Annotated in this window: 2 protein-coding genes (1 of these 2 only partly in view); both read left to right on the forward strand. The window is 72.0% G+C overall.

From position 1 onward, the window contains the following. On the forward strand, window positions 1-18,087 hold the full coding sequence (locus ACFXHE_RS37065) for a non-ribosomal peptide synthase/polyketide synthase (protein WP_379389316.1): 18,087 nt from the start codon (window positions 1-3) through the stop codon (window positions 18,085-18,087). Beyond that, window positions 18,087-21,331, forward strand: the 5' end (the start) of a protein-coding gene (locus ACFXHE_RS37070) for a non-ribosomal peptide synthase/polyketide synthase (protein ID WP_379389317.1). 15,667 nt of this gene lie beyond the right edge of the window; the window shows 3,245 of its 18,912 coding nt (coding positions 1-3,245); the start codon lies at window positions 18,087-18,089; its stop codon lies beyond the right edge, outside the window. The genes ACFXHE_RS37065 and ACFXHE_RS37070 overlap by 1 nt, the downstream gene beginning before the upstream one ends.

The raw sequence follows: 21,331 nt of genomic DNA on the forward strand, positions 1-21,331 counted from the left end.
ATGACAAGGGAGGCTCTGGTGCAGGGTACGGACTCGAGTGGTCTCGGACCGAGTGAAGTTCCGACGTCGGATGTCTCAGCGCCTTTTCCCCTCGGACCCGCACAGATCGGCGTCTGGTACGCCCAGCTGCTGAACCCCGACGTGCCGTGCAGCATGGCCCAGTACGTCGATATCCAAGGCGATTTCGATGTCGACCTGCTCCTGCGGGTGTCCCAGGACGGCGTGCCGATCTGGCGCTCCTCCCAGCTGCGCTTCACCGAGATCGACGGACAGCCCTTCCAGTACATCGACGAGTCCGCCGGTCACAACACCCGCGTCATGGACCTGCGGTCGGAGGCCGATCCCATTGCGGCGGCGCATGAATGGATGCGCGCCCAGATCCTCCAGCCGGTGAACGTCCTCACCGATGCCGAGCGGCTCTTCGCGCCCGCGCTGATCCGGGTCGCCGATCAGCGCTGGTTCTGGTTCGTGGTCGGCCATCACATCGTCGGCGACGGCTATGCCGCCATGAACACCATGCAGTGGACGGCTCGGCGCTACACCGCCCTGACGCGCGGCCTGGAACCGGAGACGGTGCAGGTCGGCACGCAGCAGGAGCTGGTCGAGTCGGAGCTGGCCTACCGCGAGAGCACCCGGTTCCGCACCGACCGCGCGCACTGGGCCGCGCGCACCGCCGGCCTGGAGGGCGGCACCACCCTCAAGGGCCGTTCCGCGCCGCCGCGCGCGGGCAATATGCGCTACGGCCAGATCCTGCCCGAGGAGCTGCAGCGGCGCATCGAAAAGTGCGGCGAGCAGCACGATTCCGGTCTGCCCGGGGTGATCATCGCGGCTTTCGCTGCCTATATGGCCCGGCTCACCGGCAAGGACGAGGCGGTGCTGAGCCTGCCGGTGACGGCCCGCACCACCGCGGTCATGCGGCGCTCGACGGGCATGCTGTCCAATATCGTGCCGCTGCGCATTCCGGTCCGGGACGAGACCACCTGGGGTGAGCTGCTCACCTCGGCGCGGGTGGAGATCTCGGGCGCGCTGCGCCACCAGCGCTACCGTCACGAGGACATCCACCGCGACGCCGAACAGCAGGGCAGTCCGGCCTCGCGCGCGCTGTTCGGCCCGATGGTCAATGTCATGCTGTTCCATCCCCAGCTGGAGTTCGGGGATATCCAGGCGCGCCTGCACCTGTTGTCCTCCAGCCCGATCGAGGACATGAGCCTCAATCTCTTCTACGGGGAGAACGACCGGATCCACCTCGATCTCGAGGTGAACCCGAACCTGTACACCAGCGCGGAGAACGTCCGCCACCACCGCCGCTTCCTGACCTTCCTGGAGCGGCTGGTCGGCCTGGAGTCGGATGAGCGGCTCGCGGGCGTGGACGTCTGCACCGAGCTGGAACGCGATGTGGTGCTGCGGCTGTGGAACGACACCGCGTATCCGGTGGACGGCGCGGCGACGCTGGTGTCGATGTTCGACGCGCAGGCGGCCCGCACGCCGTCGGCCCCGGCGGTGCGTTTCGCCGGTGAGCCCGCCCGCGATCTCGGCTACGGCGCGCTCGCGGAGCGCGTGAATCGCCTTGCCCGCCACCTGATCTCGCTGGGCGTCGGCCCGGAGTCGCTGGTTGCGCTGCATCTGCGCCGGTCGCCGGAGCTGGTGGTGGCCATGTATGCCGTGCAGGCCGCCGGTGCGGCCTATGTGCCGCTGGACCCGGACCACCCGGCCGAGCGCACCGCGCACATCCTGAAGACGGCCGCGCCCGCGCTGGTGCTGACCACCTCGCCCGATCGCCCCGAAACCGATGTCGCCGCACTGGATCTGGACCAGCTGGGCGGCGACGCCCTGGCCGGATACTCGGCCGCGCCGGTGACCGATGCCGAGCGTCGTGCGCCGCTGCGGCCCGCGAACACCGCCTACGTCATCTTCACCTCGGGTTCCACCGGCCGCCCCAAGGGCGTGGCGGTGACCCACGCGGCGATCGTGAACCGCCTGGTGTGGATGCAGCAGACCTACCGGCTCTCCGATGCCGATGTGGTGCTGCAGAAGACGCCCGCCACCTTCGACGTGTCGGTGTGGGAGTTCTTCTGGCCGTTGCAGATCGGCGCGACCCTGGTGCTGGCGCAGCCCGACGGCCACCGCGACCCCGCCTACCTGCGTGCAGTGATCGCCGAATACGGCGTCACCACCGCACATTTCGTGCCGTCCATGCTGGACGCGTATGTGTCCGAGTTGGAGCAGTCCGCTCTGGTTCGCGGCGCAAGCGCGGGGAGGCGGAGCGCTCGATTCTGGACTGACGGAGCGGGGGAGCGAAGCGGAGGAGCGGAGGAGGGAAGAATCGAGACCTCCAGCGCCGCGAACCCGCCGGAGCGCAGCGGAGGCAAATTGAGCACAGTGTTTGCCTCCGGTGAGGCGCTGCCGGGCCGGACCGCCCAGCGGCTGCGCGCGCTGACCGGCGCCGAGCTGCACAATCTCTACGGTCCCACCGAAGCTGCGGTCGATGTCACCTTCCACGAGGTGACTGCCGCGGACACCGTTTCCGTGCCGATCGGCGCACCGGTGTTCAATACCCGGCTGTACGTGCTCGACGCACGTCTGCGGCCGGTCCCCGTAGGGACCCCGGGTGAGCTGTATCTGTCGGGGGTTCAGCTCGCCCGGGGCTACGTGGCGCGTCCGGGCCTGACGGCCGAGCGCTTCGTCGCCGATCCGTTCGCCGGGGACTCCGGCGAGCTCATGTACCGGACCGGCGACCTGGTCAGCTGGACCGACAATGGTGAGCTGGAGTACCTGGGCCGCACCGATTTCCAGGTGAAGGTGCGCGGCCTGCGCATCGAGCTCGGTGAGATCGAGTCGGTGCTGGTGGCCGTGGACGGCGTGTCGCGCGCGGTGGTGATCGTGCGTGACGATCAGCTGGTGGCCTATGTGGTCGCGCCGGCCGAGGTGGACGCCACCCGTTTGAAGGCGGCGGCGGCGCGGGCGCTGCCGGGCTACATGGTGCCGAACGCCTACGTGGTGCTGGATGCCCTGCCGGTCAACGCTTCCGGCAAGCTGGATCGGGCCGCGCTGCCTGAGCCGGTCCGGGTGGCGGTGCGGCACGAGGCGCCGGTCACCGTGACCGAGCAGGCCGTGGCGCGGGTCTTCGGCGAGGTGCTGGGTGCGACCGAGGTCGGCCGGACCGACGATTTCTTCGCCCTGGGCGGCAACAGCCTGATCGCCACCCAGGTGGCGGCGCGGCTGAACGCCGAGCTGGGTTGCCGGCTCACCGTGCGCGAGATGTTTTCCGCCACCGGCGTATCCGAGCTGGCGGCGGTGATCGACGACCAGTTCCTGGACGCCGACGCGGAGGCGGGCAACGCGGTCGCCCTGGTGCGGCGCGAGCGCCCCGAGGCGCTGCCGCTGTCCCCGGCGCAGCAGCGCATCTGGTTCCTGAACCGTTTCGACACCGGCAGCGCCGGCTACAACATGCCGTTCGTGGTGCGCCTGCGCGGCGAGGCCGACGAGGCGGCCATGCGGGACGCGCTGATGGACGTGCTGGACCGGCACGAGGTGCTGCGCACCGTATTCCCCTCGACCGCATCGGGTTTCGCGGTTCAGCAGGTACTGACGGTCGCCGCGGCGGCGGAGCCGGTGGCGCACGAGACCTGTGACGCTGACGAACTGGACGCGCGGTTGCGCGAGTTCGCGGCGCAGGGCTTCGACCTGGAGCGCGAGATCCCGTTCCGTGCACGACTGTTCACCGTCACCGGTGCGGTCGCCTCGGACTGCGGACTGGGCGGTCCGGTCCTGGTGGACGCCGCCGATCTGGACGTGCCCGAGTACGCCATCGCCATCGTGCTGCACCACATCGCCGCCGACGGCCTGTCGCTCCCCATCCTGGCCCGCGACCTGATCACCGCCTACCTGGCGCGGTCCCAGGGACAGGCCCCGGCCTGGCAGCCGCTGGCCGTGCAGTACGCGGATTACACGTTGTGGCAGCGCGATCGCCTCGGCGCGGCCGACGATCCGGACTCGCTGCTGTCGCGGCAGCTGGACTTCTGGCGGCAGACCCTGGCGGGCGCCCCGGACCTGCTGGAACTCCCGGCCGATCGCCCGCGTCCGGTGGCCGCCACCGGCCGCGGCGCCAAGCTGGCCGTCGAACTGCCCGCCGAGTTGCACGCGCGAATTTCGGAAACCGCTCGGGCCGAGGGTGTTTCGACCTTCATGCTCATGCACGCCGCGCTGGCGGTGCTGCTGTCCCGCCTGTCCGGCGAGTCGGACATCGTCATCGGCACCCCGGTGGGCGGTCGCGGCGCGCGCGAACTCGACGACCTGATCGGCATGTTCGTCAATACGCTGCCGCTGCGCACCGACGTCGACGGCGCGCTGAGCTTCCGGGAACTCGCGCACCGGGTCCGCGACACCGATCTCGCGGCCTTCGCGCACGCGGACGTGCCCTTCGAACAGCTTGTCGAGGTACTGAATCCGGCCCGCTCGCAGTCGCGCCATCCGCTGTTCCAGGTGGCGCTGTCCTTCACCGCGACCGGAGACATCAGCCTCGAACTGCCCGGATTGCTTGCCACGACGGGTACCCTGGACACCGAGGTGACCAAGTTCGACCTCTCGGTAGCGGTCACCGAAAGCTTCGCCGGTGCCGGTCCCGGGGAAGGTCCGGCACCGGCGGGGATCCACGCGGAGTTCGAGTTCGCGGTGGATCTGTTCGACCCCTCCACCATCGAGGTCTTCGCGCACCGTTTCGTGCGCCTGCTCGAGGCCGTCACCACCGATCCCACCGTGATCGTGGACGCGCTGCCGCTGCTGGCCCCCGCCGAATACACCGATCTGACAACCCGTTCGGGCGGCCCGGTGCGGGCCACCCGGCTGCTGCCGGACATGATGGCGCGCGCCGTGGCCGTCGGCCCGGACCGCCCGGCGCTGACCTCCGGCGAAACCACGCTCAGCTACGGCGAACTCGACGCGACCACCAGCCGCCTGGCCCGCCTGCTGATCGATCGCGGCATCGGCCCGGACGATCTGGTGGCCGTCGGCCTGCCGCGGTCGCTGGAAGCCGTTGTCGCGGTGTGGGCGATCGTGAAGACCGGCGCCGCCTGGCTGCCGGTGGATCCCGCGTTCCCGGCCGAGCGCATCGCGCACATGGTCCGCGACTCGGGCGCGGTCCTCGGCGTGACCGGTTCCGCCATGGTCGACGGGCTGCCGGAGGTGCTGCCCTGGCTGGTGCTCGACGAGCCCGGATTCCGTGCCGACTGGGCGGGATTCGCCGCCGATCCGGTCGGCGACGCGGACCGGGTGCGCCCGCTGCGCGCCGGGAATGTCGTCTACGCCATCTACACCTCCGGCTCGACCGGTGTGCCCAAGGGCGTGCTGGTCACGCACGCGGGCGTGCCCGGCCTGGCCGCCTCGCAGTACGAGCGCTACGTCGGTTCGCCGTCGGCGCGGGTGCTGCAGGGCTCCACCCCGAACTTCGACATCTCGGTCGCCGAACTGCTGATGGCCGTCGAGTCGGCCGGCACGCTGGTGATCGCGCCGCCCGGGGCCACCGTGGGCCCGGAGCTGGCGGAAGTGATTCGCACGCAACGGGTGACGCACGTGCTGATGACGCCCTCGGCGATCGGCACCATCGATCCCGCCGACGTGCCCGGCCTGCGCCAGATCGCGGTCGGCGGCGAGGCCGTCCCGGCGGAGCTGGTGCGGCGCTGGGCCGAGGCCGGGCGCACCCTGGTCGACGCCTACGGGCCCACCGAGACCACCGTCGTCGTGAATGCCAGTGTGCCACTGCCGGCCAACGGTCCGGTGACCATCGGCCGTCCGCTGGCCGGGGTGCGGGAATGGGTGCTCGACGCCCGGCTGCGGCCGGTGCCGGTGGGCATGATCGGCGAACTGTACGTGGCCGGTCCGCAGCTGGCCCGCGGCTATCGCGGCCGCGCCGCCCTCACCGCCGACCGTTTCGTGGCCTGCCCGTGGGCGCCCGGTGAACGCATGTACCGCACCGGCGACCTGGTGCGCTGGACCGCCGACGGCACCGTGGACTACCTGGGCCGCAACGACTCCCAGGTCAAGGTGCGCGGCTTCCGGATCGAGCTGGGCGAGATCGAGTCCGCGGTGGCGGCGCATCCGCTGGTGCGTAGCGCCGCGGTGATCGTGCACCGCGACGCCGTGCGCGGGGATCAGATCGTCGCCTACCTGGTGCCCGAGTCGGCGGGCCTCGACCTGGTCGAGCTGAAGGCCGGACTGGCGAATCGCCTGTCCGCGTACATGATTCCGGCCGCTTTCATGGTGCTCGACGCCCTGCCGATGACCATCAACGGCAAGCTGGACTACCGCGCGCTGCCCGCGCCGGTCTTCCCCAAGCGCGAATTCCGCGCGCCCGCCACCCCGGTCGAGCAGCTGGTCGCCGATGTCTTCGCCGAGGTGCTGGGCCTGGTCCCGGCCGTCGCCGAGACCGCCGTCGAGACCGTGCCGCCGCGTCCCCGGCCGGCCGCTGCCGATGCCGCCGACGCCGGCGAGGCCGCACACGCGGTCGGCGCGGACGACGACTTCTTCGAGCTGGGCGGCAATTCGCTGATCGCCACCCAGGTGACCGCCCGCCTGGGCGCCGCCCTCGACACCCAGATCCCGGTGCGGCTGGTCTTCGAGGCCTCCAGCGTGGCCGAGCTGGCCGCGCGGGTGGCCGAGCTGGCCGGATCCGGTTCCCGCGCACCGCTGGTGGCGGGGGAGCGGCCCGAGGTGGTGCCGCTGTCCTACGCCCAGCAGCGCATGTGGTTCCTCAACCGCTTCGACAACAGCTCGATCGCGGACAACCTGGTCGCGGCCATCCGGCTGGACGGCCCGCTGGACGCGGATGCGCTGGCCGCGGCGGTCACCGATGTGGTGTCCCGGCACGAGACGCTGCGCACGGTGTACCCGGCCGTGGACGGCGTCGGCCGCCAGCTGGTGCTATCCGCCGAGGCGGCCGGCATCGCCCTGGCGCCCGAGCAGGTGAGCCCGGACGCGCTGGAATCGCGCATCATCGAGCTGGCCGTGCTGCCCTTCGCGGTGGACGAGCAGCCGCCGGCGCGGCTGACCCTGCTGCGCCTGGCGCCGCAGACCCACGTGCTGGTGGTCGCCGTGCACCACATCAGCGCCGACGGCTGGTCCATCGCCCCGCTGACCCGGGATCTCATGGTGGCCTACATCGCCCGCCGCGGCGGCGCCGCGCCGCAGTGGACGCCGCTGCCGGTGCAGTACGCCGACTACACGCTGTGGCAGCGCGCGGTACTGGGCGACGAGGACGATCCGGAATCGTTGCTGGCGGAGCAGATTCGCTTCTGGCGTGCCGAATTGTCCGGTCAGCCCGACACCCTGGAGCTGCCCAGCGACCGGCCCCGCCCGGCGGTCGCCACCCGCCGCGGCGCGCAGTACCGCTTCGTCATCTCCGCCGAGCGGCACCGCCGCCTGCGCGAGCTGGCCGAGCGCGATCACGCCACGGTGTTCATGGTGCTGCACGCGGCGTTCGCCACGCTGCTCGCGAAACTCTCCGGCACCGCGGACATTTCGATCGGCTCGCCGGTCGCGGGCCGCGGCGAGCAGGCACTCGACGACCTGGTCGGCATGTTCGTCAACACCCTGGTGCTGCGCACCGAGGTCACCCCGCACCGCTCGTTCCGGGAGCTGCTGGCCCGGGTGCGCGAGGCCGATCTGCGCGCCTTCGCCCACGCGGACGTGCCCTTCGAGCGGCTGGTCGAGGTGATCGCCCCGATGCGTTCGCAGGCCCGCCACCCGCTGTTCCAGGTGGCCTTGGACCTGGCCAATGTCACCCAGCCCACGCTGGAGCTGGACGGGCTGACGGTGTCGCGCATCGATCTGGATCCCGGCGCCGCCAAGTTCGACCTGCAGCTGTCGGTGGGCGAGGACGCCGCGAACGGCGAGCTGAGCGCCCAGTTCACCTATGCCACCGACATTTTCGACGAGGCCACCGTGGCGGCCTTCGCGCGGCGGCTGGACGTGGTGCTCGAGGCCGTGACCGACGAGCCGGACCGGCTGGTGGGCGAGATCGACCTGCTCATCGGCGACGAGCGCTCCCGGGTGCTCATGTCCTGGAACGACACCACCCGCGATACGCGAGACCTGCTGCCCGCCACCGATTCCGGCACCGCCAGCCTGATCGACCTGTTCGAGTCCAGGGCGCTGACCTGCCCCGACGCCCCCGCTGTGGAATTCGAGGGGACAACTCTGTCCTACGGCGAGTTCGCCGCCCGGGTGCACCGCCTGGCCCGCAAGCTCGCCGACTCCGGGGTGACCGCGGAATCCCGGGTGGCCCTGGCCATGCGGCGGTCGGACGACATGGTCGTGGCCATGTACGCCGTGCTCGCCGCGGGCGGCGCATACGTGCCGGTGGACCCGGACCAGCCGCGCCTGCGCATCGACTACGTGCTCGACGCCGCCGCTCCGGTGGCCGTGCTCACCACCCGGCGCGACGGTTTCACCACCGACCGCGACCTGCCGGTGCTGGCCGTGGACGCCCTCGACCTCGCCGGCTACTCGAGCGCCCCGCTCACGGATGCGGATCGCACTGCGCCGCTCCGTGATTCGAACACCGCCTACGTGATCTTCACCTCGGGGTCGACCGGCCGCCCGAAGGGCGTGGCCGTCCCGCACTCGGCCATCGTCAACCGCCTGGTGTGGATGCAGGCCGAGTACGGCCTGACCGCCGTGGATGTCGTCCTGCAGAAGACGCCCTACACCTTCGACGTGTCGGTGTGGGAGTTCTTCTGGCCCTTGCAGATCGGCGCCAAGCTGGTGGTGGCCGCGCCCGACGGCCACCGCGATCCGGCCTACCTGGCCGGCACCATCGCCCGCACCGGCGTTACCGTCGCCCACTTCGTGCCGTCCATGCTGGCCGTCTTCGTGGCCGAACCGGCCGCTGCGCTGTGCCTCGGCCTCCGGCAGGTGTTCGCCTCCGGTGAGGCGCTGCCCGCGCCGACCGCGCAGAAGCTGCGCGAGCTGACCGGTGCGCGGCTGCACAACCTGTACGGCCCGACCGAGGCCGCGATCGATGTCACCTATCACGAGGTGGCCGACGCGGATACGGCCTTCGTGCCGATCGGCCGCCCGGTGTGGAACACCCGGACCTACGTGCTGGACGCGCGCATGAACCCGGTCGCGCCGGGTGTCGCGGGTGAGCTCTATCTGGCGGGCGACCAGCTGGCCCGGGGCTACCTGGGCCGGGCGGATCTGTCGGCGGATCGCTTCGTGGCCAACCCCTTCGGCACCGGCGAGCGCATGTACCGCACCGGTGACCTGGTCACCTGGACCCCCGAGGGGGAGCTGAACTACCTGGGCCGCACCGACTTCCAGGTGAAGCTGCGCGGTCTGCGCATCGAGCTGGGTGAGATCGAGGCCGCGCTGCTGGCGCAGCCGGGCGTTGCCCAGTCGGTCGTGGTGGTGCACGCCGACGCGCACGCCGGTGACCAGCTGGCCGGATACGTGGTCCGCGAACCCGAGGCCGTGGTCGACCTGGACGCGATCAAGACCGCCCTGGCCGCCACACTCCCGGGCTACATGGTCCCGGCCGCGCTGGTGGTGCTGGATGCCTTCCCGCTCAATGCCTCCGGCAAGCTGGACCGCACCGCCCTGCCGGCCCCGGTCTTCGAGACCGCGGTCTACCGGGCGCCGGAGACGGTGGCCGAGGAGGTCGTGGCCGGTGTCTTCGCGGACCTGCTCGGGGTCGAGCGGGTCGGCGCGTACGACGACTTCTTCGCCCGCGGCGGCAGCTCGCTGCTCGCGGCCCGCGCCGTGGCCCGGGTGGGCGCGGCCCTGGACGCTGAGCTGTCGGTGCGCGACCTGTTCGACGCCCCGACCGTCGCCGGCCTGGCGGCCATCGCGGAGGCCAAGGCGGGCACCGGAACCCAGCTGCCGCTGACCGCGCGGCCCCGCCCGGAGCGGGTGCCGCTGTCGGATGCCCAGCGCCGCATGTGGTTCCTCAACCGCTACCACGCCGATGTGATCGGCACGGGCCCCGGCGCGGCCTCGGACAATATCCCGCTCGTGCTGCGGGTGTCCGGCGTGCTGGACGCCGAGGTGCTCGATGCCGCACTGCGGGACGTGGTTTCGCGCCACGAGACCCTGCGCACCGTCTACCCCGACGGCCCGGACGGCCCCGAGCAGCAGGTGCTGGCGACGACCGACGCCGAGCTGCTCACCGCCCGCATCACCGCGGACGAGATCCCCGGCCGGGTGGCCGGGATCATCGGCCACGCCTTCGACCTGACCCGCGAAACCCCGTTGCGCGCAGCGCTGTTCAGCGTCTCGGAGACCGATCACGTGCTGGTGCTGGTGGTCCACCACATCAGCGCGGACGGATTCTCGCTGGGCCCGCTGGCCACCGACTTCATGACGGCCTACCAGGCCCGCCGCTCCGGCGCGGCCCCCGCGTGGGCCCCGCTGCCCGTGCAGTACGTCGACTACACGCTGTGGCAGGCCGAGCGTCGCGGCGACGAATCCGACGCGCGGTCCCTGGCGCACCGGCAGCTGGTGTTCTGGCGGCAGCGCCTGGCCGGGCTGCCCGAGCAGCTGGAACTGCCCGCGGACCGGCCGCGTCCGGCGGTCGCCTCGCTGCGCGGCGGCACCCACCGCCTGAGCATCGACTCCGATCTGCACGGCCAGCTGGCCGAATTGGCGCGCAAGCACGACACCACCCTGTTCAGCACCGTGCACGCGGCGCTGGCGGTGCTGCTGGCGCGGGTGTCGAACAGCACCGACATCGCGATCGGCACCCCGGTCGCGGGCCGCGGCGAGCAGGAGCTCGACGGCCTGGTCGGCATGTTCGTCAACACCCTGGTGCTGCGCAGCGAGATCGACCCGCGGGCCCGCTTCGACACCGTGCTGGACGCGGTGCGCGAGGACGACATCGCCGCGCTCTCGCACGCGGAGGTGCCCTTCGAGCGCCTGGTCGAGGTGCTGTCCCCGGCCCGGTCGCAGGCCCGGCATCCGCTGTTCCAGGTGGCCCTGACCTTCCACAACTACGCGCTGCCCACGGTGGAGCTGCCCGAACTGCGGGTGCACCCGGAGACCCTGGACGCCGGAGTCTCCAAGTTCGATCTCCAGTTCACCGTGCTCGAGACGCACGCCGAGGACGGCCGCGCCGGTGGCATGGACATCGAGATCACTTACGCCAGTGAGCTTTTCGACGCCGACACCATCGCGGCGCTGGCGGGCCGTTTCGGCCGGGTGCTGGCGGCGGTGGCCGCCGACCACACCGTGGTGGTCGGCGATATCCAGCTGCTGAGCAGCGAGGAGAGCGCCCGCGTACTGCACGAGTGGTCCGCCACTGGTCCCGATGTCGCCGAATTCACCACTCTCGCCGATCGATTCGCGACCGCCGCCGCCCTCGACCCGGCGGCCCCGGCCGTCCGCGCCGGGGACGTGACCCTCACCTACGCCGAGCTCGACGCCCGCTCCAACCGCCTGGCCCGCTGCCTCATCGCGGCCGGTGTCGGACCGGAATCGCTGGTGGCCGTGGCGCTGCCGCGCACCGCGGAGCTGGCCGTGGCGCTGCTGGCCGTGGTGAAGGCGGGCGGCGGCTACCTGCCGATCGACCCGAACTATCCGGCCGACCGCATCGAGTACGTGATCGACGACGCCCGCCCGGTGTGCGCGATCAGCAGCGGCGACGCGCAGCTGCCGACCGGCTGGTTCGGCGGACCGGTCGTCTGCCTGGACACCATCGACCTCGACGGCTATGCCGCCGACCCGGTCACCGACCGCGACCGGCGCGCGCCGCTGCGCCCGGCCGACACCGCCTACGTCATCTACACCTCGGGTTCCACCGGCCGGCCCAAGGGCGTGGTGATCCCGCACCGCAATGTGATCCGCCTGTTCGACAATGCGCAGGGACACTACGGTTTCGGGCCCGCTGACGTGTGGACCATGTTCCACTCCTACGCCTTCGACTTCTCGGTCTGGGAGCTGTGGGGCGCGCTGCTGTACGGCGGCAGCATGGTGGTGGTCGACTACTTCACCTCGCGGTCGCCGCAGCAGTTCCGCGAACTGCTCGCCACCGCGGGCGTGACCGTGCTCAACCAGACCCCGTCGGCGTTCTACCAGCTGATCACCGCCGACACCGAGTCCGATAACGAGCTCGCGCTGCGGTATGTGATCTTCGGCGGCGAGGCGCTGGAACCGCAGCGGCTCGCGGGCTGGTTCGCGCGGCACCCGCAGGGCCCGGCGCTGATCAACATGTACGGCATCACCGAGACCACGGTGCACGTGTCCTACCGCCCGATCACCCCGGACACCGGCTCCGCCAGCGTTATCGGCGGCGCGCTGCCGGGTCTGACCATGCGCGTGCTGGATTCGCGACTGCGTCCGGTGCCGGTCGGCGTCCCCGGCGAAATCTATGTTTCCGGCGGGCAATTGGCGCGCGGTTACCTGAACCGCCCGGCGCTCACCGCCGGTCGCTTCGTGGCCGACCCCTACGGCGGTCCCGGCGAATCCGCCTACCGCACCGGCGATCTGGCGCGCTGGACCGCCACCGGTGACCTCGAGTACCTGGGCCGTATCGACCAGCAGGTGAACCTGCACGGCTTCCGGGTCGAGCTCGGCGAGATCGAGGCCGCGCTGCTGCGGGATCCGCAGGTGCGCGAGGCCGCGGTCATCGTGCGCCACGATGCCGCCGTGGATGCCTCCCGCATCGTCGGCTACGTGGTCCCGGCCGTGGACACCGCGCCGTCCACCACCGACCTGCGTGCCTTCGTCGCCCGGGAGCTGCCCGAGCACATGGTGCCCGCGGCGGTGGTGATCGTGGACCGGATCCCGTTGACCGTCAACGGGAAACTCGATCGCGCGGCGCTGCCCGCCCCGGTCTTCGAGGGCACCGAGTACCGGCAGCCGGCCACCGTCGCCGAGGAGCTCATCGCCAACGTCTACGCCGACCTGCTGGGCATCGAGCGGGTGGGCGCGGATGACGACTTCTTCGCCCTGGGCGGCTCCTCGCTGCTCGCGGCCAAGGCGGTCGCCCGCATCGGCGCCCTGTTCGACACCACTGTCGGCGTGCGCGCCCTGTTCGAGGCGCCCACCGTGACCGCCCTGGCCGCCCGTGTGCAGGCCGAGGCCGACGGGCCGAAGCGTCCGGTGCTGGTCGCCGGCGCCCGGCCCGAGCACCTGCCGCTCTCGCCCGCCCAGCAGCGCATGTGGTTCCTCAACCGCTTCGATCGCGCGTCCACGGCCTACAACATCCCGCTCGCTCTGCGCCTCGCCGGTGAGCTGGACGCCCCCGCGCTCGAGGCCGCCTTCGCCGCCGTGGTGGAACGCCACGAGACCCTGCGCACCGTCTACCCGGAGACCGCGGACGGGCCCGCGCAGGTGATCCTGCCTGCCGCGCAGGTGGTTTCGGAGCTGAAGCCGGTCGACGTGACCGAGGCCGAGCTGGTGGCCCGGGTCACCGAATTCGCGACCACCACCTTCGACGTGACCGTCGACGTGCCGGTGCGGGTGCTGCTGCTGCGGGTGGTCGACGCCGACGGCGCGCCCACCGGCGATCACGTGCTCGCCGGTGTGCTGCACCACATCTCGGCCGACGGCTCCTCGGTGGTCCCGTTCGTGCGCGACCTGATGGTCGCCTACGACGCCCACCTGGCCGGCTCCCGGCCGTCGTGGACCCCGCTGGCCGTGCAGTACGCCGACTACGCGCTGTGGCAGCGCGCCCTGCTCGGCGCCGAGGACGATCCCGCCTCGGTGGCTGCGGGCCAGCTCGTCTTCTGGCGGGAGACCCTGGCGGGTCTGCCCGATCAGCTGGACCTGCCCGCCGACCACCCGCGCCCTGCACGGCAGAGCCTGCGCGGCAGCTACATTCGGCTTCCGCTCGACGCCGACCTGCACGCGGGTCTGACGGAGCTGGGCCGCCGTCGCGGCGCGACCCTGTTCATGGTGGTGCACGCCGCTTTCGCGGCCCTGCTGTCGCGGCTCTCGGGCACCACCGACATCGCGGTCGGCACCCCGATCGCGGGCCGCGGCGATGCCGCCCTCGACGATGTGATCGGCATGTTCGTCAACACGCTGGTGCTGCGCACCCGCACCGACGGCGGCGAACCGTTCACCGACCTGCTGGCCCGCGTGCGCTCCGGCGACATCGCCGCCTTCGGCAATGCCGACGTGCCCTTCGAACGCCTGGTGGAGGTGCTCAACCCGGCCCGCTCCACCGCCCGGCACCCGCTGGTCCAGGTGGGCCTGTCCTTCCAGAACCACGAGCGCGCCGAGCTGCAGCTGCCCGGCCTGACCGTGTCGGAGGTCGAATTCGACACCCATGTGGCGCAATTCGATCTGCACCTGTTCGCGGTGGACCACTACACCGAGACCGGCGCGCCCGCCGGGCTGGAGCTGACCCTCGGCTATGCCCACGACCTGTTCACCGAGGGCACCGCGCAGCGGTTCACCGCCGCGCTGGCCCGGCTGCTGGAAACCGTTGCGGCGCAGCCGGACACCGTCATCGGCGAGATCGACCTGCTGGGTGCGGGTATGCGCCAGCGCATCCTGCACGACTGGAACGCCACGGCGTACCAGCTCGCGCCGGCCACCCTGGCCGATCTGGTCGACGCCCAGGTGGCGACGAACCCCGCCGCCGTCGCCCTGCTGGACGCCGGAACCTCGCTCACCTATGCGGAATTCGACGCCCGGGTCAACCGCCTGGCCCGGCGGCTCATCGCCGCGGGCGTCGGCCCCGAGACCGGCGTGGTGCTCGCCATGCGCCGTGGCATCGACCTGGTGGTCGCCATGTACGCGGTGGTCAAGGCCGGCGGCGCCTATGTGCCGATCGACCCGGACCACCCGACCGACCGCATCGCCTACATTGTCGAAACCGCCGCTCCGGCAGTGGTTCTCACCACGTCGTCCGATGGCGTGCCCTTCGAGGCCGCGGTCCCGGTGCTCGAGGTGGACCGGCTGGAGCTGTCCGGCCTGTCCGCGGCGCCGGTCACCGACGGTGAGCGGGTGCGCCCGCTGCGCCCGCAGCACCCGGCCTACGTCATCTTCACCTCGGGTTCGACCGGCCTGCCCAAGGGCGTGACGGTGCCGCACGCGGCCATCGTCAACCAGTTGCGCTGGCTGCGCGCCACCTTCGAGCTGGACGCGGGCGACCGCGCGCTGCTGAAGACCCCCGCCACCTTCGACCTGTCGGTGTGGGAGTTCTGGTCCGCGCTGACCACCGGCGGCAGCCTGGTGGTGTCCGCCGCGGGCGACGAACGCGATCCCGACCGCCTGCGCGCCCTGATCGAGACGCACGCCGTCACGATCCTGCACCCGGTGCCCTCGCTGCTCGGCATGCTGCTGGCGGGCGGCCCGCTGCCCGCCTCGGTGCGCGCGGTGCTGGCCATCGGCGAGGCGCTGCCGGCCGCGACGGCCACGGAGTTCCTCGACCAGCACCCCGACAGCGAGAATGCCGAGGGCGCACGGCTGTTCAACCTCTACGGCCCCACCGAGGCGGCGGTCTCGATCACCTCCTACGAGGTGCGCGAGCGGCACCGGCAGGCGGTGCCGATCGGCTCACCCGCCTGGAACAGCCGGGTCTACGTGCTCGACGCCCGCCTGTCCCCGGTCCCGATCGGTGTGCCCGGCGAGCTGTACCTGTCCGGCGCGCAGCTGGCGCGTGGCTACCACGGCCGCCCGGCCCTGACCGCCGACCGCTTCGTGGCGGACCCCTTCGCCGGCGGCCGCATGTACCGCACCGGCGATATCGTCCGCTGGCGCGCGGACGGCGCGCTCGAGTACATCGATCGCGCCGACTTCCAGGTCAAGATCGGTGGTTTCCGCATCGAGCTCGGTGAGGTGGAGACCGCGCTGTACCGGCAGCCCGGCGTGAGCGCCGCGGTCGCCGTCGCTCGCACCACCGCCGGCGCGGGCGCCCGGCTGGTCGCCTACGCCGCGGTCCCCGGCACCTCCGAGGAACGCCGCGACGACGTGTCGGCCGCCCTGCGCGCCGCGCTCGCCGCGGAGCTGCCGACCTACATGGTCCCGGCCGCGCTGGTCGTGCTGGACGCCCTGCCGCTGAACGCCAACGGCAAGGTGGACCGGGCGCGGCTGCCCGAACCGGTCTTCGCCGTGGCGGCCTACCGCGAGCCGGTGACCGCGCTCGAGCAGGCCGTCGCCGCGGGCTTCGCGGAGGTCATCGGCGCGGCCGAGGCCACCCCGATCGGCCTGGACGCGGACTTCTTCGCATTGGGCGGCAATTCGCTCATGGCGACCCGCCTGGCCGCCCGGCTCGGCTCGGATCTCGGTGTGCGGGTGCCGGTCTCGGCCCTGTTCGAGGCCCCGACCGTGGGCGGGCTGGCGGGCTGGATCGCCACCGCCGATCCGGCCGAGCTGCTGCCCGCCCTGACCCGCCGTACCGACGCGGGCCCGGCCCCGCTGTCGCTGGCCCAGCAGCGCATGTGGGTGCTCAACCGCCTGCACCCGGAGTCGGGCGCCTACAACGTGCCCGCCGCCGTCCGGCTCACCGGCGCGCTCGACAGGGCCGCGCTCACCGCGGCCCTGCGGGATCTGCTGGAGCGCCACGAGATTCTGCGCACCCGCTATCCCGAGGTGGACGGCGAGCCCGTGCAGGTGGTGCTGGAGCTGGGCGACCTCCAGGGCGAGCTCACCCCGGTCCCCGTGTCCGAGAGCGAGATTCGGGCCCGCCTGGTCGAGACGGCCACGGCCGGCTTCGATGTCACCGTCGCGCCGCCGGTGCGGGTGACGCTGTTCGAACTCGGCCCGGCCGACCACGTCCTGCTGGTGGTGCTGCACCACATCAGCGCCGACGGCTACTCGGTGCTGCCCATGACCCGGGATCTGGTGCTGGCCTACACCTCCCGCCTGGCCGGGGACGCGCCCGCCTGGGCGCCGCTGGAGATCCAGTACGGCGACTTCGCCGCCTGGCAGCGCCGCGTGCTCGGTTCGGACGCCGATCCGGACAGCCTGCTGTCGCGGCAGCTGCGCTTCTGGGTGGACGAGCTGTCCTCCGCGCCCGAGCAGCTGGCGCTGCCCACCGACCGCCCCCGGCCGGCGCGGCGCGAGATGCTCGGCGAGACGGTCGATTTCGCGGTCGACGCGGAGACCGTCGAGCGGCTCTCGGCCCTGGCCCGCGCGCACGGCGCCACCCTGTTCGGGGTCGTGCACGCCGCCTTCGCGGTGCTGCTGGCCAAACTGTCCGGCCAGCGCGACATCTCGATCGGCGTCCCGCTCGCCGGTCGCGGCGAGCGGGCGCTGGACGACCTGATCGGCATGTTCGTCAATACCGTGGTGCTACGCGCCGAGGTGGACGGCAAGCTCGCCTTCACCGATCTGCTGCGGCAGGTGCGCGACCGCGACCTGGCGGCGTTCGCCCAGGCCGACGTGCCGTTCGAGCGCGTGGTGGAGGCCGTGCTGGCCGCCACCGGCCGGGCCCGCTCGGCGTCGGTGAGCCCGCTGTTCCAGGTGGCCTTCGCCTTCCAGAACATGTCGCCGGTGTCGGCGGCGCTGCCCGGACTCACCGTCGAGGCGCTCGACCCCGAGCTCACCGAGGCCAAGTTCGACCTCCAGCTCACCGGCATCGAGCGGCACGACGAGGCCGGCCGGGTGGTGGGCCTGGACATGCGATTCGGGTACGCCACCGACATTTTCGGTGCGGACAGCGTGCGCCTGCTGGCGCAGCGGCTGTTGCTGGTGCTGCACACCGTGGTGGCCGATCCGGAAGCGCCGGTGCGCGACATCGACATTCGCACCGAGGCGGAACGCACCCGCCGCCCCGGCGGCGCGACGGTCAAGGTCACTGCGGCGGTGCCGCACACGAACGCGGCGGCGGCAGCGCCGCAGCAGCCGGCCGACCTGCCCGCCCTGCTCGCCGCCGCGGCGGCGGCCGCCCCCGAGGCGGTCGCCCTCACCCACGGCGAGCACACCGTCACCTATCGGGATCTTGCCGAGAAGATCGCCGTCACCGCCCGCGCCATGGGCGCCGCCGCGAAGCCGGAGGCGCTGGTGAACGTGGCACTCGCCGGATTGGTACCCGGCATTCTGGCCGCTCTCGGCGCGGCCGGACTCCATCAGGCCCTGAGCACGCTCACCGCGGACGCGCAGGCCCTGGTTCTTCGCTCGGAGAGCACGTCGGAAGGAAGCCTCTGATGCACTACGCAGAGTCGATCGCCACCAGCCGGAACGGACGGGTCACGGCCTTGCGCCGAGCCTACGGCGTGGGCGACCTACCATGTCTGATCGCTGTCGTGGCCGAGTTGGACGCCGACCGCATAGCCCTGCGGGACGCCGGTGACACCGTCGCCTACGGCGCCCTGGCCACCGAGATCGCCATGCTCAGCGAGGCCATGGGCGGCGCGCTGGAGCCCGAGGCGCTCATGCAGGTGGTGGTGTCCGGGCAGCTCCCCGGACTGATGAGCGGCGAGGCCGGTGGCCTCACCGCGGCGTTGGAGGCGCTGGTCGACGACGCCGTGCTGGCCGCCTCCGACGTCCTCGATCCCAAGCTGGCCCCGGTCGAGACCCTGAGCACGCAGTTCCGCGCCCAGGTGCAGCGCACCCCCGACGCGGTGGCGATGGAATTCGAGGGCGTGACGCTCACCTACGCCGAATTCGCCACCCGCGTCACGGTTCTCGCGCGGCATCTGCGCGGTCTGGGTGTCGGCCCCGATGTCCTGGTGGGCCTGTCGGTGCGCCGCTCCTTCGAGCTGATGGTCGGCATGTTCGCCATCCTCGAAGCCGGTGGCGCGTACGTGCCCCTCGATCCGGATCACCCGGCCGAGCGCATCTCCTACGTGCTCGAGGTGGCGCAGCCCGCGGTGGTGCTCACCACCACCGCCGACCAGCCCGCCTTCGCCGTCGAGGCCCCGGTGCTGCGCATCGACGAATTCGAGCGCAACGCACGGGAATACGGCATCGACGGCGATCGGCTGCTGTCCCCGGCCGACGATCCCGAGCTGCCGCAGCCGGGCCCGGACAATCTGGCCTACGTCATCTTCACCTCGGGCTCCACCGGCCGCCCCAAGGGCGTGGCCATCCCGCACCGTGCGGTCGTCGCCTTCCTGCGGTGGCAGCAGCGGCAGTTCCGGATCACCGAGGACGACGCGGTGCTGTTCAAGACCAGCACCACCTTCGACGCGTCGGTGTGGGAGATCTTCTGGCCCCTGCAGACCGGGGCGCGACTGGTCATCACCACCCCGGACGGTCACCTGGACCCCGCCTACCTGGTGCGCGTCATTCGCGAATCACGGGTCACCACGGCCTTTTTCGTGCCGTCGATGCTGGCCGCGCTGGTGGGTGAGGTCATGCGCAGCGGCGAGGACATGCCCGATTCCCTGCGCTATCTGCTCACCGGTGGCGAGACCGTCCCCGTCGGAACCGCCGCTGACTTCCGCAGCGTCAGCGGCGCGACCCTGTTCGACGTGTACGGTCCCACCGAGTCCACCGTGCTGGCCACCGCCCACGAGGTCACCGCGGCCGATGTCGACACCATTCCGATCGGCAGCCCCGGCGACGATGTCGAACTGCTGGTCCTCGACGCGGATCTGCGCCCGGTGCCGGTCGGCGTGGTCGGCGAGCTGTACATCGCCGGCACGCAGCTGGCCCGCGGCTATGTGGGCCGCTCGGGTCTGACCGCCGAACGGTTCGTGCCCAACCCCGAGGGCCCGTCCGGCGATCGCATGTACCGCACCGGTGATCTGGTGCGCTGGGTCTCCGGTGTGGACGGCGGCCCGGACGAGCTGGAATACATGGGCCGCAGCGACTTCCAGGTGAAGATGCGCGGCCTGCGCATCGAGCTCGGCGAGGTGGAGTCCGCGCTGCGCCGCGCCGCCGCGGTCGCGCAGGCGGCCGTGCTGATGCACACCCGCCCGAACGGCGAGCAGGCACTGGTCGGCTATGTCGTCGCGGCCGACGGCGTCGAAATCGACAGTGCCGCAGTACTTTCCACCGCGCGGGCGCACGTGCCCGAGTACATGGTGCCGTCGCTGCTGGTGGTCCTGCCCGAGATGCCGATGAACGTGAACGGCAAGCTGGACCGGCGCGCCCTGCCCGACCCGGTCTTCGCCGACACCACCACCGCCTACCGCGCCCCGGCCACCCCCGCCGAGGAGGCGGTCGCGGCCATCTTCGCCGATCTGCTCGACCTCACGGTGGTCGGCGCGGACGACGACTTCTTCACCCTGGGCGGCAACTCCCTCATCGCCACCCGCGCCATTGCCCGGATCCGGGAGTCGCTCGGCGTCACCGTGGACGTGCGCGACTTCTTCGAGCGCCCGACCGTGTCCGCGCTGGCGGCGCTGGGCGACGGCGCGGGCCCGGGGGCCCGGCCGCCGCTGACCGCCGGGCCGCGCCCGGACCACATTCCGCTCTCGCCCGCCCAGCAGCGCATGTGGTTCCTGAACCACTTCGCGCGCAGCGAATACGACCCGGCCGCCGATGATTTCGATCCGTCGGCGGTGGACAACATGCCGTTCGCGCTGCGCCTGCGCGGCGAGCTCGACACCGCGGCGCTGGCCGCCGCCTTCGCCGACGTCATCGAGCGCCACGAGTCGCTGCGCACCTACTATCCGACCGCCGACCAGGGCCCCGCCCAGGTGGTGCTGCCCGCCGCCGCGGTGGACCTGACCCCGCGCGAGGTGCCCGAGGACCAGCTGGCCGCGACCGTATTGGCGCTGGCCGCACAGGGATTCGATGTCACCGCCGAGGTGCCGCTGCGCGCCCGGCTGCTGCGCTCGGGTCCCGGCGACCACACGCTGGTGGTGGTGGCCCACCACATCGCCGCCGACGGCGCCTCCATCGGACCGCTGGTGCGCGACCTGGTGCTGGCGTACGTGGCGCGGCAGGCGGGTCAGCGGCCGTCCTACGAGCCGCTGGCCGTGCAGTACGCCGACTACGCGCTGTGGCAGCGGGCCTGGATGGGCGACGAATCCGATCCGGACTCGGTGGCGTCCCGCCAGATCGCCTTCTGGGCAAGCGAACTCGCGGATCTGCCCGCGCAGCTCGATCTGCCCGCGGACCGCCCGCGTCCGGCCGTGTCCACCTTTCGCGGCACCTCGTTCGAGACCGTGCTGGACGCCGACCTGCGCGCCGCGGTCGACCGGGTGGCCGCCGCCCACCGCGCCACGCCGTTCATGGTGCTGCACGCCGCGCTGGCCGCGGTGCTGGCCCGGCTCTCGGGCACCGGCGACATCGCCATCGGCACCCCGGTCGCCGGGCGCGGCGACCAGGCCCTCGACGACCTGGTCGGCATGTTCGTCAACACCCTGGTACTGCGCGCCGAGGTGCGCGGCGCGGACTCCTTCGCCGATCTGATCGCCCATGTGCGCGACCGGGATCTGCGCGCCTTCGCCCATCGCGACGTGCCCTTCGAGCGCCTGGTGGAGGTGCTCAATCCGGC

It is taken from the genome of Nocardia sp. NPDC059229 (genome assembly GCF_042754165.1).
GTDB lineage: Bacteria > Actinomycetota > Actinomycetes > Mycobacteriales > Mycobacteriaceae > Nocardia.

Coding starts and splice junctions, on each gene's coding strand:
- ACFXHE_RS37065 (WP_379389316.1), top strand. CDS start 1: ATGACAAGGGAGGCTCTGGTGCAGGGTACGGACTCGAGTGGTCTCGGA.